Origin of the sequence: Arthrobacter sp. 2RAF22 (genome assembly GCF_052115325.1) — a bacterium.
Lineage (GTDB): Bacteria > Actinomycetota > Actinomycetes > Actinomycetales > Micrococcaceae > Arthrobacter.
In genome coordinates this window covers 26,372-41,850 of the sequence record NZ_JBFRGL010000004.1, presented here as the reverse complement: position 1 = coordinate 41,850, position 15,479 = coordinate 26,372, and the positions used below count along the sequence as shown (strand labels likewise).

General features: G+C 61.8%; 8 protein-coding genes. All 8 read right to left on the bottom strand.

The window, feature by feature from the left end:
• Window positions 1-405: 405 nt before the first annotated feature.
• Entirely contained in the window at window positions 406-1,146 is a 741-nt protein-coding gene (locus tag AB4068_RS05610; RefSeq protein WP_441432881.1) for a M48 family metallopeptidase, read from the bottom strand.
• Window positions 1,133-4,234, bottom strand: a complete 3,102-nt coding sequence (locus AB4068_RS05605) for a type I restriction endonuclease subunit R (RefSeq protein WP_441432880.1) — start codon at window positions 4,232-4,234, stop codon at window positions 1,133-1,135. Before AB4068_RS05605 ends, AB4068_RS05610 begins: the two co-directional genes overlap by 14 nt.
• Complete coding sequence (locus AB4068_RS05600; RefSeq protein WP_441432879.1) at window positions 4,231-5,490, bottom strand: restriction endonuclease subunit S; 1,260 nt, start codon at window positions 5,488-5,490, stop codon at window positions 4,231-4,233. Before AB4068_RS05600 ends, AB4068_RS05605 begins: the two co-directional genes overlap by 4 nt.
• Window positions 5,487-7,937, bottom strand: a complete 2,451-nt coding sequence (locus tag AB4068_RS05595) for an N-6 DNA methylase (protein WP_441432878.1) — start codon at window positions 7,935-7,937, stop codon at window positions 5,487-5,489. Before AB4068_RS05595 ends, AB4068_RS05600 begins: the two co-directional genes overlap by 4 nt.
• 67 nt (window positions 7,938-8,004) lie before the next feature.
• The gene (locus tag AB4068_RS05590; RefSeq protein WP_377953475.1) at window positions 8,005-8,211 is read right to left on the bottom strand and encodes a helix-turn-helix domain-containing protein; all 207 of its coding nucleotides are present in this window, start codon (window positions 8,209-8,211) and stop codon (window positions 8,005-8,007) included.
• Between the two features lie 401 nt (window positions 8,212-8,612).
• A complete protein-coding gene (gene mobF / locus AB4068_RS05585) occupies window positions 8,613-12,170 on the bottom strand; it encodes a MobF family relaxase (RefSeq protein WP_441432931.1) in 3,558 nt (1,185 codons plus the stop codon).
• A 573-nt stretch (window positions 12,171-12,743) separates the two neighbouring features.
• Window positions 12,744-14,360, bottom strand: coding sequence for a hypothetical protein (locus tag AB4068_RS05580; RefSeq protein ID WP_441432877.1), 1,617 nt, complete (start codon window positions 14,358-14,360; stop codon window positions 12,744-12,746).
• A gap of 145 nt (window positions 14,361-14,505) precedes the next feature.
• On the bottom strand, window positions 14,506-15,252 hold the full coding sequence (locus AB4068_RS05575; protein ID WP_441432876.1) for a M48 family metallopeptidase: 747 nt from the start codon (window positions 15,250-15,252) through the stop codon (window positions 14,506-14,508).
• Between the last annotated feature and the right edge of the window lie 227 nt (window positions 15,253-15,479).

The window sequence follows — 15,479 nt, the reverse complement described above, 5'->3', positions numbered from 1 at the left end:
GCCGAGGTGGGAGGTGACTCTTCCTCGAAACATGCACCAAAAATGCACCACGAAGGCCCCGGGAATGCAGAAAACCCCCGGAATTCCGGGGGTTTTCATTGGCGGTGACGGTGGGATTTGAAACCTTTTCAGCCCCAATGAGGGCATGAAAAATCCCTAGAATTCAAGGATTTTGGTTACCTCAAATCACCCGTTTTTACATCGGATGTGCCCAAAATGTGCCCAAAAAGTGCCCACGGCCCTCCTGCGGACTTCCTGCGGGCTAGCCGCTACCTGAAAGGGTCGGGCTCTGGTTCCATCCACCATTCGCCCGTCTTTTGGTTCCGTGCCTGTAACCATTCCACGAGGGCCCCTATGTCGTCCTCGTGCAGCATGATTCGCATCCGGCCACGCCGCCGCACCGCTTCATCGTGCCTGCTCGTCTTCGCCCCACTCCTCATACCCCAGCGGTGCCTCGTTCAGCTCGTCTCGACGTGCTCGCCAGTCCGGCAGGAATCGGTCCATAAGAGCCACGAACTTCTCGCCGTGGCCACGCTCCAGCAGGTGCATCAACTCGTGGACGACAACGTACTCCAGACACCGCGGAGCCTTCTTCACCAACTCGGGGTTGAGCCAGATCGTCCGTGACGTGGTGATGCAGGTGCCCCACTTGGTCTTCATCCGGCGCACGACGAACTTGACAGCCTCGACCCCGAGGATTGGCTGCCACTTCTCCAGCAGCGCGGGCACGACGGCCTTCAATTCACGCCGGTACCAACGATCCAGTGCTCCGAACCGCCCGGCGGCGTCAGTTCCGGGTGGAGTGATCACCCAGAGCGTGTTGCCCTTGATCTCGACACCGTACGCACCGCTCGACTTGGAGACGTCCAGGAGATACCGCTGCCCCCATACGAAGTGCGTCTCCCCCGAGACCATCCTGCGTTCAGTCTGCCTGTCCGCGTTCTGGAGCTGCTCCCGCTTACGCTTGATCCACGACAGCCGCTGCACGACCGCGAGCCGGATAGCGTCTTCAGTGGTCCGCTGCGGTGCGGCGACCCGCACCCTGCCCACCGGCGGGTAAACCGAGATGTGCAGGTTCTTGATGTTTTTGTACACGACGTCGACGCCAAGGCCCGCAACGGTGAGGTAGGCGTTAACGGTACTCATCGTTGTTCTTCAACAGTTCGATGAACTCCGCAAGTGAATCCTCTTCGACGCCTGGGAGTTCGTTGCGCAGCTCACGAGCGAGCGCGCGTTCCTTCATCCTGCCGGCACCGGCGTCGGCCCATCCGTGTTCCTTGCTCGCTTGGATTCGGTGATGCAGTGCTTCGTGGTCGACGGCCAGATCTGCTGGATGCCAGACAAAGTCCAGGATCGCCCGACGCGCTGGTGTGTTCGCCCATTCCGGGTAGGTCCTGCCGTCTGCTGCCTCCCGGGTGCCGACCTTCTTCGTCAGCTCGACAAGTTTGCGGAGGTAGTCCGCGTAGTCCTCGGCGTCTTCCTTCTGCTTCTCGATGAGTGCGTCGAGGAGTTCTGACATGTGCTCGTAGTAGCGCGGGTTCATTGCGTGCTCGTCGACGATGGTCTTGCGGACGTTGTTGATGATCGTCTCAGCCGTGGCTGCGCTGCTGCCCTTAATTCCAGGTGGCAGTGTGTCGATTGCGTCGGGCCCGCGCTCGACGATCAGCTGGACGAGGGTCTTCTCCAGGTCGGCGACCTGTTCGACGGGTTTGGCGTTGATGTAGGTATCGAGCAGTTGGCGCATCCCGGCCTCGTACTGCTTCATGTCGATGTTCTCGCCGGCTCCGGCCTCGACCTCGCTCTTGACGGCGGCGTAGTGGGCGACCTCGTCCTTGATCGACGCGATCTCAGCGGCTGTGTAGCCGGCGGCTTCCATGTCGCAGGCGACGGCTCCGAAGGCGCGAACGAGGGTGGCAACGGACTTGTAGAGCAGGACCCGTCTGGGTTCGTTGTCCTTGATCTGGTCGGCATCGCCGGGCGTGGACGCAACGAAGTAGTGCTGGTATTCGAGCGTGCCTTTGGGCGGGGCGACCGGCTCGCACAGGGCACGGACGGCGTCGAGAGCTTCCTCGAGATCTTTGCGGTCCTGCTCGTTGCGGTCGCTGATCAGTCCGTCGACGTCATCGGCCTCGTATTCGCCGAAGGCTTCGGCGGTGTAGTCGGTCACGGTCTTGTCGAGCGATTTGAACAGGTCACGGTAGTCGACGATGTACCCGTAGGTCTTGTCGTCGCCGTCGAGACGGTTGACGCGGCAGATTGCTTGGAAGAGGCCGTGGTCGCGCATTCTCTTGTCGATGTACAGGTACGTCGCACTCGGCGCGTCGAAACCGGTCAGGAGTTTGTCGACCACGATGAGCAGCCGCATCTGGCCGGGCTCGTTGACGAACTTCTTCTTGGCATCGGTCTCGAACTCTTCGACCCGGCTGATGGCCTTGTCAGGGTGCTCGCCGAAGTAGTCGCCGAGCATCTGCCGGTAAATCTCGTACTTGCGGAGCTCTTCCGTGTCGCCCTCGCCCGCGTCTTCCTTGGAGATCGCGGTCGGGTTGGGCTTGTAGCTGGTGACGATCGCGACCTTGCCCCTGAAGCCGCTCTTCACGAAGGCCTCGTAGAAGGTGCAGGCCTGATAGACCGAGTCGCTCACCAACATGGCGTTGCCCCGGCCGCTGATCAACCGCGGCTGGGTCTCCATGTCCATGAGGATGTCCTGGACGATCTGCGCCGAGCGGGGTGCAGAGGAGAAGACCTTCTGGATCGTGCCCCACTTCTGCTTCAGCCGCGCCTTCGACAGGTCGGTGAGGTTGCGGGTCTTGGCGTCGAACCACTTGTCGACCGCCGTGGATCCCTGGAGCTCCTGCTCGACCTTGCGCGCCTCGTACTTCAGGTCGAGTACGACACCGTCACGGACGGCCTCGTCGAACTTGTAAGTGTGGATGAACGACCCAAACGTCTCGATGCTGGTCTTCTTGTCGCTCTTCAGCAACGGCGTGCCGGTGAATCCGATGAACATCGCCCCCGGCAGCAGGTCTTTCATGATGCGGTGCATCTTGCCACTCTGCGTGCGGTGGGCCTCGTCGACGAACACGAAGATGTTGCCCTTGGCCCTGAAACTCTCAGGGATCTTCGTCTTGAGTTCCTTCGCGAAGTCCTCGGCGTCCTTGTCCCGGGCCTCTTCGTCGGTGCCGCGGAACTTGTGCACCAGAGAGCACATGAGCCGCGGGTTCGAGGTGTTGAGCATCGCGAGCATGTCCGCGCCCGACTGGGTGCGGACGATCTTCTCCCCGACCCCGGAGAAGCCGCCCTCGATCTGCTCGTCCAGCTCAGTGCGGTCGGTGATCACAAGGACGCGGGCATCATGCTGGGTCTCCAGGATCCACTTGGCCAGCCACACCATCGTCAGGCTCTTGCCCGACCCCTGGGTGTGCCAGATGATGCCGCCCTCACGCTTCGCGACGCGAGCCTGAGAGGCCTTGACGCCGAAGTACTGGTTGTGGCGCGGGGACTTCTTCACGCCGACGTCGTAGACGATGAAGTCGTGGATGATCTCGAGGAAGCGCTCTTTGGAGCACATCTGGGTGATCGCGAGGTCAAGGTCAGCGTTCTCGCCTTCCTCCTTCCACCGCAGCCAGTACTTCTCCGCGGTCTCGATCACTCCGTAGTGCAGACCCTCCACATCGTTGCCCGCGAACAGCAGCTGGACGGTCGTGAAGAACGGACGGACGAAGTCGTGGCGCTGGTTGCCGATGTTCTGGCGGATGCCGCTGGCGACGCTCACCGTCGAGCGCTTCAACTCCACCACACCGAGGGCGATCCCGTTCACGTAGAGGACGAGGTCGGGTCGCTTCGTGTGCTGGCCCTTGACCGTGACTTCTTCGGCCACGACGAAATCGTTCTTTGCCGGATTGGTCCAGTCGATCAGGTGGACTGACTGGGTGGCCTGGTCGACGTCGGTCTTGACCTTCGCGCCGTATCTGAGCAGCTCATAGACCTTGCGGTTCTGGTCGTACAACGAAGAGCTGCCGCCGAACGCTGCAGCGGTCAGGAGCTCATGTACCGCTCGAGAGACCAGAGCCTCGTCGTACCCACGACCGAGCAGGTAAGCGCGGAGCTTGGCTTCATCGACGTTGCGGTTGTCCCGATCCTTCAGGTTCCCGCCATAGGTGTAGTCCAGCTTGTCTTGGAAGAGCTTGACCACCCGCTCCTGGGTCTCGCGCTCCTTCTGCCCGACCGTGCTCATGCTTCCTCCTTCACAGGCAGGCGGGTCCGGCCAGTCAACAGCTCCTGCATAATCCCAACCTTCACCCCACGAGCAGACTCCAGACGACGTTCCAAGGCAACGATTTCAACGTCAGCATCCGTCAAGATTCGGGAAATCGCTGCTTGCTCTTCGAGGGTGGGCGGAACCAAAAGTTCAAGGGTAACCAGATCTCGCTGATAGAGGTGGGTGATCGTCGAGCCCGCGCTGAGACCAGCAACGAACTCTTCGAATACGCGAGACCGCAGCATCCAGTAAATAAAACCTGAATCGTAGGCATCACGCTTCGGGCGCAGAACGAATACGCCGCTGTTCAGCGTTGACGGGCCCGGCATCGAATCAACAATTGCCACTTTCCCAATGGTGCCATCCTTGGTTATGAGGACATCACCATTAACGAGTTGAATGTTTTTGTCCTGATCGAAGCGCCACTTGTCCACGAACGCGGTGGATCCCCAATTGACGTGGCCGTTCTTGAAGTCAGTGCCACCGACGAGTCGATACTCACCAGAAGTCAAGTACTCGCCGGTGGTGAGCCCCTGCCAGCCGATACGAGCTTTAAGATGCGAGTTGTCCGCCACCGGGAGTAGCTCCCATTTCCCGGTAAAGCCGGGGAGACGGGAGTTGCCGGTGAGGAGTTCCTGCATCATGCCCTGCTTGACATCACGCTTCTTCGCGATCAGCCCCTCCAAGGCATCGATGAGACCTGAGGCATCTTCCAGTGCTGACGCAATTCGGTCTTGTTCGCGGCGCTCTGGGATCCAAACAGGAACACTTTCGAGGAGATCCTGATTCAGCGTTGCCATTGTTGTCCCGGTCGCGTTGCGGAGAAGCCACCGTCGAACGTCCGCTGCGCGCAATGCATACCCAAGATAAATGGGGTTTACCTGGCTGCCGCGCCCAAGGCGGACCCGGATTCCATCGGATCCAAGGAACCACCCTTCCTGAGCGTCACGAACCGTAGCACAACGATCGACAGAACCCTTGCGCGCGAACACGATGTCGCCGACGTTCAAGCGATACACGGGAAGGCGCTTAAGAACCTCCGGCCCAACGCGACGCGTTTCTTTGTGAATCCGAAAGGTGCCGTAGCCAACCTCCCCTACTGAGACGACCGGCACTCCAACCGGTGCGTATTCCGAAGCCTTGAGCGTCGTTCCAAAGGGGCCCGTTCGTATGGACCCCCGTTCACGGCGAACAATGTCACCCAGCAAAAGAAGATCAGATCCCGAAGTCACCGATTCACCTTCATCTCGATTAGATGTTGGTCGACCTTCGCGGACAGCCGCTCAATGTTCCGTTCCAACCTGGGCATGTCGAACTCGTAGCGAAGCGCCAGCACACCAAGTCGGGCTATCAAGAGCTGCCCGAGCGCCGTCACCTCACCGTTGACCTGTCGCTGGAGCTTGGCCCCCCACTTATCATTGATGACGAGAGCCTGTACATCAGTCTCGGTGAGCAGCTTGTACTTCGCGACTACCTTTTCGTTGAGGGCGATCGTGGCGTCTCTCACAGCACCCTTTGCCTTGGTCTCTGCCGTGTAGAGGGCGATGACCTTGGTCAGCGCCGCAATTTCGTCGGTGTCGCCCTTCGCTGCTTTAAGTTCCTTCAGGGCCTTCGTCGCTGCTGCGTTGGTGAGCTTGCCCTCGTCATCTGCTACATCGAAGAGGAAGCCTCCCTCGATTGCGTGCTGTTCAATGTATTCAGCGATGGTGAGCGTCGCAGTGTCCCGCGCCTCAATCAATCGGTCGAGCGAGTCCTGCTCAGCGGCGAAGTAGCGGGCAATGACGTACTCGGGTGGGATGAGGTCCATGACCCAACGCTGTGCCCTCGCTCCAGTGCCGAAGGCGACGTGGGCGTCTTCGTTTTTGGGCTTATTATTCTTGTCCTGCCACATGCGTGCTGGGCGCGGCTGCACCGCCTGAGTCCAGCCTTCATTCGCGATCAGGAAGACGTCGTCGTGCATGACATCGTTCCAGTAGCTCATGAGCTGCTCGTAGACACCGTATTCGTCGATCAAGGGTCGCGACCGGAACGCCTCCAGTAGTGCCTCGGAGATGTTGTGGATGAGTTCGTTCGGCGTGGTGTTCGGTTCGATCTTCTCGAGCAGCCCGCGCTTGCTCGCCCACCACTGCTTCACCGTGTTCGTAGTGTCGCGATTGAAAGCTTCGTACTCCCCGGAGCCGGTAACAGTCGACCGGATCTCGCTCGACTCGACCTTCAACTCCGAGTAGCCGTCACGCATTGGCGCGAAGAGTTCGCTGCGGAGGCTCGGGAACGCGTCCCAGTAGGGCTGGAGTGCGTCGAGGTCGCGGTTCGGGATGCCGCCGAGCATGTGGGCATGGAGGTCTTGGATGTCCTCGGGCTCGGAAGAGTCAATGTAGCGCGGGATGTTGAGGTTGTAGTCGTTTTTCGGATCCGCGATCTCGCTGACCGGCACCATCCGGGAGTAACGCGCGATCTCCTTACCACCGGTGAAGGCGTCGACAATCTTGTGCATGTCGCGGGGGCGCAACCGGTTTTTGGGGCCGTCCTTTGCGAAACCCTTGCTCGCGTCGATCATGAAGATGCCGGTGCGTGCCTGTGCGTCCTCCTTGTCGAGCACGATCAGGCAGGCGGGGATTCCGGTGCCGTAGAAGAGGTTCGTCGGCAGACCGATGATCGCCTTGATGTAGCCGCGCTTGATCAGCTCTGTGCGGATCCTTGCCTCGGAGTTTCCGCGGAAGAGCACACCATGCGGGAGGACAACGACGCCCTTCCCTCGCGGCCGCAATGACTTGACCATGTGCAGGAGGAACGCGTAGTCACCGTTCTTGTCCGGTGGGGTGTCGAAGCCGTCGAAACGTCCGAAGGAATCGTCGAAGCCGTTGTGCCACGTCTTGACCGAGAACGGCGGGTTGGCCACGAGGTAGTCGAATGTCTGGAGGTTGCCGTTGTAGGTGAACTTCGGGTTCGCCAGCGTGTTGCCCTGGCGCAGGTCGTGGGTCTCGTTGCCGTGCAGAATCATGTTCATCCGCGCGAGCGCCCAGGTGGCGTTGTCGTTCTCCTGGCCGTAGATCGTCAGGCCATTCGGGGCTGCGTCGGCGACTTTGATCAGCAGCGATCCGGAGCCGCAAGTCGGATCGTACACAGTAGTGGACTTCGGGGTGTCGGCAGGGATTTGGAGCAGCTGCGCCATCACGCGGGACACCTCGGCTGGGGTGTAGAACTGGCCCTTACTCTTACCCGACTGGGTGGCGAAGTGCCGCATGAGGTACTCGTAGGCGTCACCCAGGAGGTCGTCCCCTTCGGCTTTGGAGCCGGTGAAGTCCATGTCCTGAAAGATGCCGATTAGGTTCGAGACCTTGTCCTGCAGCTCCTTGCCGGAGCCCAGCTTGGCGGGGTCGTCGAAGTTGGCGTTGTTGATGACGCCCAGCAGGTCGTTCTCTTCGGCGAGACGCCGGATCGCGACGTTAACCTTCTCGCCAACGTCGGGCTTCCCTTTGAGCGAGATCAGGTAGTCGAAGGAGCCGTCGTCAGGGACGTAGATGAGCGCCGACTTATCAGCCTTCGCCTTGTCGGAGACGTACTTCACGAACAGCAGCGTGAGGACGTAGTCCTTGTACTGGCTGGCGTCCATCGATCCGCGCAGCTCGTCGGCGCTGCTCCACAGTGAGGAGTACAGGTCAGATTTTTTCAGCGCCACAGTTCAATCTTTCTACGTTCATGCATGTATTCCGGGCCGAGAGGGCTTCCCGGGCCGCCAGCACTGCTTAGGGTCTTCCACTGCCATCGCCCTCGTCCGAGATTGCGGCCCCGCCGCTGCGGACCCAGGCGTCGACCTCGCTCGTCTGGAACTTCCAGAGCCTGCCGACCTTGTGGGCGGGCATGGAACGTTCGGCGATCCAGGTATAGACGGTCTCCTTGGTCACGCCGAGGTGGGCTGCAATCGCGTCGGCAGCAAGCCACGGTTCACTCACAACTGCGCTCCTCGGGATAGGCAGCGGCCGCCTGGTCGCTGTCTGTCCCGATCTTACTGGAGAACACACGATCTGACTGGGTTTAGACCGGATTCGCCCCCAAGGCGCTCCCTGTCTCAGGGACACGAGTGACGCGCCCTGGCTGCACCACCTGCCTGTCGCCGGCGGCTCTGGGAGGGTTCACACCGCTGATCATGTATGAGGAGCCGGAGTTCGATGGCGATTGCAAATCTGGGACCAGGAGAAGTAATTGCGCCATCTGACCGATGAGCTCCAAAGCATCGACTCTGAGCACGGTCATTTCCGCTGACGTGAGATTCCTTCGCTTCTCCTTATCGAAAGGATTCCACTTTCTGAGCGGTCGGCATGTCGGCCCGCGATGGGAAGTGCGAGGTCTAACTCTAGATCCGCAGTCCTATGTCCCGTGTCGAAGAGGACGGCTGGTAGGGGTCCACTGCTGCCGTGGCGGGGCTGGTGCGGGCCTGGGCAACACGGGAGAGCTTCGTCTGAAGCCGTTGGCGTTGGTTATGCATGTCCGGTTCCTCCCAGCTTGCAGGGGTTCCGAGCGGGTTGGTGTTGTCGGTGATGGCCCAGCGGTCCCGGTAGATGAGGATTTCCTGCAGCGCACGGCGTCGCCGGTCCGGGTCCGGGATGTTCCGGAGTTGCGAGGCCAGGTCCTGCACCCATGGTTCCTGGCCGGTAGGGATGCGCGTGGCCACGAGTTTGGCGCGGTTGCGGATGCGCTGTTCGACCTGGGTAATGAGGTTGCTCAGGTCGGAACGGTTGCCGGGGTACCGGAGAAGACCGTCGGGTGCTTCGTGTCGTTTTGCGGCGGTGCGTAGCCGGTTGTGGATGATGGCCGTCAGGTCGCGGACGTCGCCGCGGGGCGTCATTGCGTTGAGCACTTCGTGCTCGGCCAGGTTCCGGTCATGTGCTGCCAGCCGCTTCCAGGCGGCGACGGCTGGCCCCCATGCCGGGGAGCGCCGCAGATCCCCGGCCGAACCTGGGAAGTTCGTGGTGAGGAAATCCGTGAGGTCGTCGTCGGCGGCGAGTTGGGTGAGGTAGTCGTGCTCGGCGGCGAGCTGGTGGAGGGTATCGGTGCTGTCCTGGAGTTCCTGCCGGGTTTCATGTGCGGTGCGTTCGGAGCCTTCCGCGGCCAGGATCTGGCCGAGGATCTCCGGCCAGCCAGGCAGACCTGTCGGATCAATCCTTCCGTCCGCGTCGGTGTCGGGTTCCACGATGTAGGCGGTGTTCGTGGTGCGGCCGCGGGTCATGCCGACGTAGAACAGCTCGCGTGTGAGCCTGCCTTCGGTGACGACGGTGTGGCCCGTATCGGCGGTGATTCCCTGTGAACGGTGCGCTGTGGTCGCGTACCCCAATTCCGCAAATCCGGACAGGTAGCTTCGGTCAAGGTTCACGATGGCGCCGGTGTCTTTTCTGATGCAGGGCACGCTGCCGGCTTTGCTGGGGTGTGCGGTGATGGTCAGGAGGGTGCCGTTACGGATGAACCCGCCCAGACTATCCTTGATCCGTCGGTCGTTGCGCCGGGCCAGGATGACATCCCCACAACCGGCTCTGAGGCCGTCGGACAGGGGCACGGTGTGCCGGGCGTCAACAGCTCCGGCGGCGGCCCGGTCGTCCTGGGCGCGCCGGTTGAGGACGGTCACGGTGTCATTGTCCGGGCCGATGAGAATGGAAGCCAGCCCTGCTTTCACGTCCGCGGCCCACCCCTTGTAGGCCGATTCGATCATCCGGTGCTCGTTTCCGGCCATGATCCGGCCGTGTCGCTGGTATTCGAGGACCCCGTCCCAGTTCCCTGCCCGCAGCTGGAGCGAGGCGGCGCTTTCCCAGGCGTGGGTGAAGCGGTGCAGCGAGGTCAGCCGCACTGCCCGGCCGGCGCGGTCGAGCCAGCCGAGCATCCCGCCGGCGTCGATGGAGTCCAGCTGGGCCGGGTCACCGACCAGCACCAGTTTCGCCCCTTCCGCGGCCGCCATTCCGGTGAGGGCGGCGAGCTGGTAGGTGGAGACCATGGAGGCTTCGTCGATGATGACCAGCTGGCCCGGGCGGAGCTGCCAACGGAACTGCTCGGCAGTGACGGTGGCGAGGACCTGCGCCGCCTGCCGCCGCCATTTTTGAGTCGGGCCAGTGGCCAGGGAGCGTTCCAGGGCGTGTTCGGCGAGGAGGTAACGGCGGGCGCGGTTGGCTGCTCCGGGGCCGTTGGATTCGTAGAGCCACTTCGTCACGTTCTCCGCTCCGAGTCCCAACGCGTCACCGAGGACGTCGGCGGACACGGCGGCCGGGGCGAGGGCGACCACGCTGCCGGGGCCGTGGACCTGTTGCCAGCCGTAGCTGACGGCTTTCATGGTGGCGGTCTTCCCTGCCCCGGCCGGGCCGGTGAGGGCGTCCAGACGGCGCCGGCTGCTCAGGACCTGGACGGCGGCGTCCTGCTGGTCCGCGAACAAGACAGGCCCCGCACTGCCGGGCGTGGCGGTGACGGCGTCGACCGCGTCCCAGGGTTCCAAGCTGGGCGCGTCGGTGGCGTGGCTTGCGGCCATGATGGCTTCCTCGTCGGCAAGGGTGCGGGCGTTGGTGAAGACCCGGCCGGTGACCGGGTCGAAGACCGTGTGCCCCTCGGTGGCGAGATCGGTCAAGGCGTTGTCCGGGGCGGTGTACCGGTGGTCGTTGAGCGGGATAGAGGACGTCTGGGCGGTGTCGGCAAGGGCCTCGATCATCGCTGCGCGTTCGGCCGGGCTGGCCATCCGGATGCCGGCGCAGACGCGTTCGGCCTCGGCGAGCAGATTCCACCGGTTCCAGGTGGCGCGTTTTTGGGCGACCAGGTCCATTACCAGCTGCCCGGTGACCTGCCGCCATTCCGGGGACAGGTCCGCACTCGTGAGGGGCCGGGTGCGGGACTGGTCGACAGTGCCAGAAGTCAAGCGCTCCGGCCTGCAGCCAAGGCCTTCGGCCCGGCGGCGCCAGGACGTAAGCCGCTCGGCCAGCGGTACGGGTTGGGTGTCCTTGGCCGTCCGGGTGGAGAGGGTGGCCTGTTGCCGCAGCTTCAGGACAGTGGCGTCGGAAGGGTCGGTCCCGTGTTCGAGGTTCCAGAGCCGGACCAGCCTGTCCTTCTCCAGTTCGATGTTCCGTGCCCGGGCGGAGAACTCCGTGATCAGAGCGGCATCGATCCCGGATAGCTCGCGGCTGGGGTTGCGTTCGACCGAGGCGGGTGCCCGCAGTTCGGTCTCGGTTCCCAGGCTGCGCCGCAGCTGGTCGAAGAGCAGGCCGTTGTAGTGCTCGCTGGCCGCGACCACCGCCTTGTACAGGGTCCGGGAATCGAGAGTGGTCCACGCCCCGTCGCTGGTTCGTTGGACGCGGTTGGCGATGACGAGGTGGGTGTGTAGTTGCGGGTCACCGGCCCGGGATTCCCAATGATCAAACGCGGCGGCGATGGCTCCGCGGACCGGGACGTGGGCCACGCCGTTGCGGCCGGTCCGGGTGCGTATGGCGCGGCGCTCGAGCCAGACCAGGGTGTCCTGCATGGCACGGTGATGCGCGGCGAACACCTGATCCCGGACGTCTTGCGGGCTGAGCGCCCACAGGACCGAGACTGACTTAGGAACGCTGAACGTCAAGTCGAACCCTGCGACGGGGTGGCGCGTTGATGTTCCGGTTTTCCGGCCGGGTCCTGTCGGGACGGTGGTCCGCTGTCCGTGTCGGTGGCCCAGCGGCTCACCGGTGATCGGATGCAGTGCTCCTTCGAAGACTGCCTTCGCTGAATCATCCGTCAGGACGGTGCCGGGGGCGAGGCCGATGCCGTCGATGCCGCTGCCCAGCCAGGTCCCGGGCGGGTTACCGGTTTTCGTGTAGTAGCCCGTCAGATCGCGCACGGTCACATCACCATGGGCCGTGGTTTTCAGAAGGTACTTCACCCCGGCATCCGCAGACAGCCGGGCAATGGACATCGTCACCGCAACGCCCCGGGAACACCCACGGAATGCGGACAGGCACCGGACTCCGGACACGGGGTGGTGATGCTGTTTCGCCGTTGCTTCACGTCCCTTCATCGTCCGCAACGGGTTCGGGCACATGACTACCGCCGACTAGAGGCGGCAGTCACCTTTCCGTCGATACGCGTGAGTCCCCGCTTGGATGCCAGACGTGTGTGAATGATGGGGAATGCTTTCCGCGCGGAGGTGATGGTATTTGCACAACGTCGTTGGCCGAGACATATCGGGGGACTCGTCGGCGTGACGAGGAGCGGAAATCTGTGCGTAAGGTGTAGAAGGGCAGGACCGGGACCGGAGGGTCGAAATGCCGGCCGTGGTGCTCAGTCGTGATGAAGCTCCGCAAATGGCCGAAAGAGCGGTTCAAAAGTTCGATTACGGCCGCGTCGAGGTGAAATGGAGAAAGTAAAAGCGCACAGAATCGCCTTAGAAGCCATCAGTGCGATTCTGAGCGCCCGATTCGGAGACACGAGATATTCGCTCTACCAAATTAGCTCAAGGCGCGTCAGATCGACAGTGACGACTAGGACTCTACTTGTATGTCTTCACACCAACATGCTGAACGACGAGTCGGCCTTTCTGCGGTTCGAGGGCGAAATGGATTCGACCACACTCGTTAAACTTCACGGCATCCTTTACCTTGACGTGAGGAGTCGCGTCCAAATCTTGGACCTCCTCGAACTCGAATGAGTTCAGCCAACGCATGTCCTTGCGTTTCCACTTGCTTATGGTCTGATCGGTCAGCGCAACCGTGAGGTTGTGTTGGCTTTTGAACCATTCGTCCAGACGAGGCATGTTTTCCTCATCCCCGGAATACAACGCGACGGCAGCGTGTGCTAGAAGCACGAGCTTTTCGGTCATGTCGTACGGCTCCGGATATTCGATGTCCTCCCACGACTTGCGCGCCCGGTCGGTGAACACGATGTGATCCATGGCCGCATCGGTAAGTGCCGTGAATGTCTTCTCGGGGTTTTGGTGCGGAACAAGCGTTGGAATTTCTGCCCATGGATCTACAGGAATGGCCTCAGAGCTGCTTGAGACCGCCCCCTCGTAGGATTCCCGCCACGATTTTGCTTCGAGGAGCGCCTTTTCCAGTTCAGCTTCGCGTGCTGCTAGCGTGGCGCTTACCGAATCGACATCACGCATCGCATCCTCGCCGATCTCCGAGAGCTCTGCGTTGGACGCCTTGAGCACCGCCACTTGTCGGTTCAGTGCGTCAATCTCACCCGTGTAGTCCCTTCGGTCACGGGCTGTCTCCGCCTGCAGGAGCAGTTCCTGCATCCGAGCTTCCGAATCTGCCGTCTTGGCGACCGCCCAGATCCTGTCCCGCCCGTGTCCCAAAGCCGCAATAGAGCCCAACCGGCGGGTCAGGGAGCGAAGAATCTGTTCCGTACCTCGCTCACGAATCTCGTCGGCACTAATGGTGACCGGATTGGCGGCGATGGCTGGCCAAACGAGGATTAGGCCGCCGAACGGCACAGTCACCGTGGGATGAACCGCTGTAATCGCCTGCGACGTGGCGAAGTTGAGAGTGAGTGTCTGTGCAAGGCCGAGCAACTTCTTGGAGAGCGCACGGGCGATATCCCAAGTTTCGGGAGAACGCACATGGACCAACACCGTCGGCAGTCGGTTTGGAAGCGGGAGCACGCCTGCAACCGCGTCGGCTTCTGGCACCGTTTTGATCTGGAGGTATCGGCCCTCGACCGGCTGGCCAGCCGAGTATAGAGATAGTGTTGGATCTTGGTCTAACCGACGCAGGATGCCTGGTTGGTAGACATCTGTTGGAGATACCGGAACCAACGCGTTGTGCGTGGTCGCACGGCCGATCCCGATCCGGAATTGAGTTGTGCCTCCGGTCGTCCCGACGGTCACACGGGTAGTCAGGTTTAGCCCGGTGACGGCTGCCTGCCTTACGACCAGTTTGAGGGCACGCACGTGATCGTTGTCGACAACTTGCCATTCTCCGCGTCGGGGGACCGTCCCTCCAGTGTTCCAACCAGGTGCAAGATCCTGTTCACCCGACTCCTGCAGAGCCTCAGCATCAAGCGCCTTTGCGGGGTTAGATAGCCACGCTGCTACGTGACTTAGCACCTTGTTGTAGCTGTCGTCCCCGGCAACTTCAAGATCGACAACATAGAGCAGCTCCATACGAGTTACCCTCCCCAAATAATATATCGCCGACCGCGGCGCGCTTCCGGCGTGGCTCCAATGGTAGCTGGGCGGGGCGCGAATCCCTTGAGTTTTCGGTGCCCGCTCAACGGCCTGCTGAGGCTCATAGCGACATGCAGCCTGCCTATGGTGTCATGTTGCGCCCTTCTGTATGCCATTCCTCGCTGGCGAGCGGGGCTTCGTTTAGTTCATCGCGGCGGCCCCGCCAATCGGGYAAGAACAGGTTCATGAGAACGACAAAGCGTTCGCCGTGCCCGCGCTCAATCAGGTGAATCAATTCATGAACAACGATGTACTCCAGGCAGCGACGGTTCTTCTTGGCAAGCTCAGGGTTGAGCCAAATGGTTCGCGACTCCGTGACGCAAGTCGCCCACTTCGTCTTCATGCGCCGGACGACGACCTTGTCCGTCGTGACACCGATGATCGGCTGCCAGCTCTCGGTTAGCGGAGCGGCTGCCGCCTTGAGCTCACGGCGGTACCAGCGGTCCAACGTGGAGAGGCGACCATCGGCGTCGGTACCTTCCGGCGTTGTAATCCAGAGAGTTTTGCCCTTTGTCTGGACGCTGTAGTTGCCGCTAGTGCGTGAGACACCGAGCTGGTAACGCTCCCCCCAAACGTAGGGGGTTTCGTCTGAGAGCATCTCCCGCCGTGATTGGCGCTGGGCCCTTTGGAGCCGATCGCGCTGGCGCTTGATCCAGGGCAATCGCTGCACTATGGCAAGCCGGATTGTGTCCTCGTGGGTACGCTGCGGCGCAGCGACCCGTACCCGACCCACGGGCGGGTACACAGAGATGTGCAGGTTCTTGATGTCCTTGTAGGCAACGTCGACTCCGATGCCCGCGATGGTGAGGTGGGCGTTAGCGGTACTCATCGTGCTCCTTGAGCCTGTCGATGAGTTCCATCATGCTCGCACTGTCGAAGCCGTCAGACAGGACCTTGCGCAATTCCCGAAGGAGGGCGCGCTCCTTGATCGGGTTGCCCGCCCACCCGTGTTTTGTACAGGTCCGACTTCTTGAGAGCCACCCTTACGCCACCGTCCGCAGGGCAGGGTTGCTCTTCCGGGATGTCGTCGATCGACTCATGCTGTGGTGGTCTCAT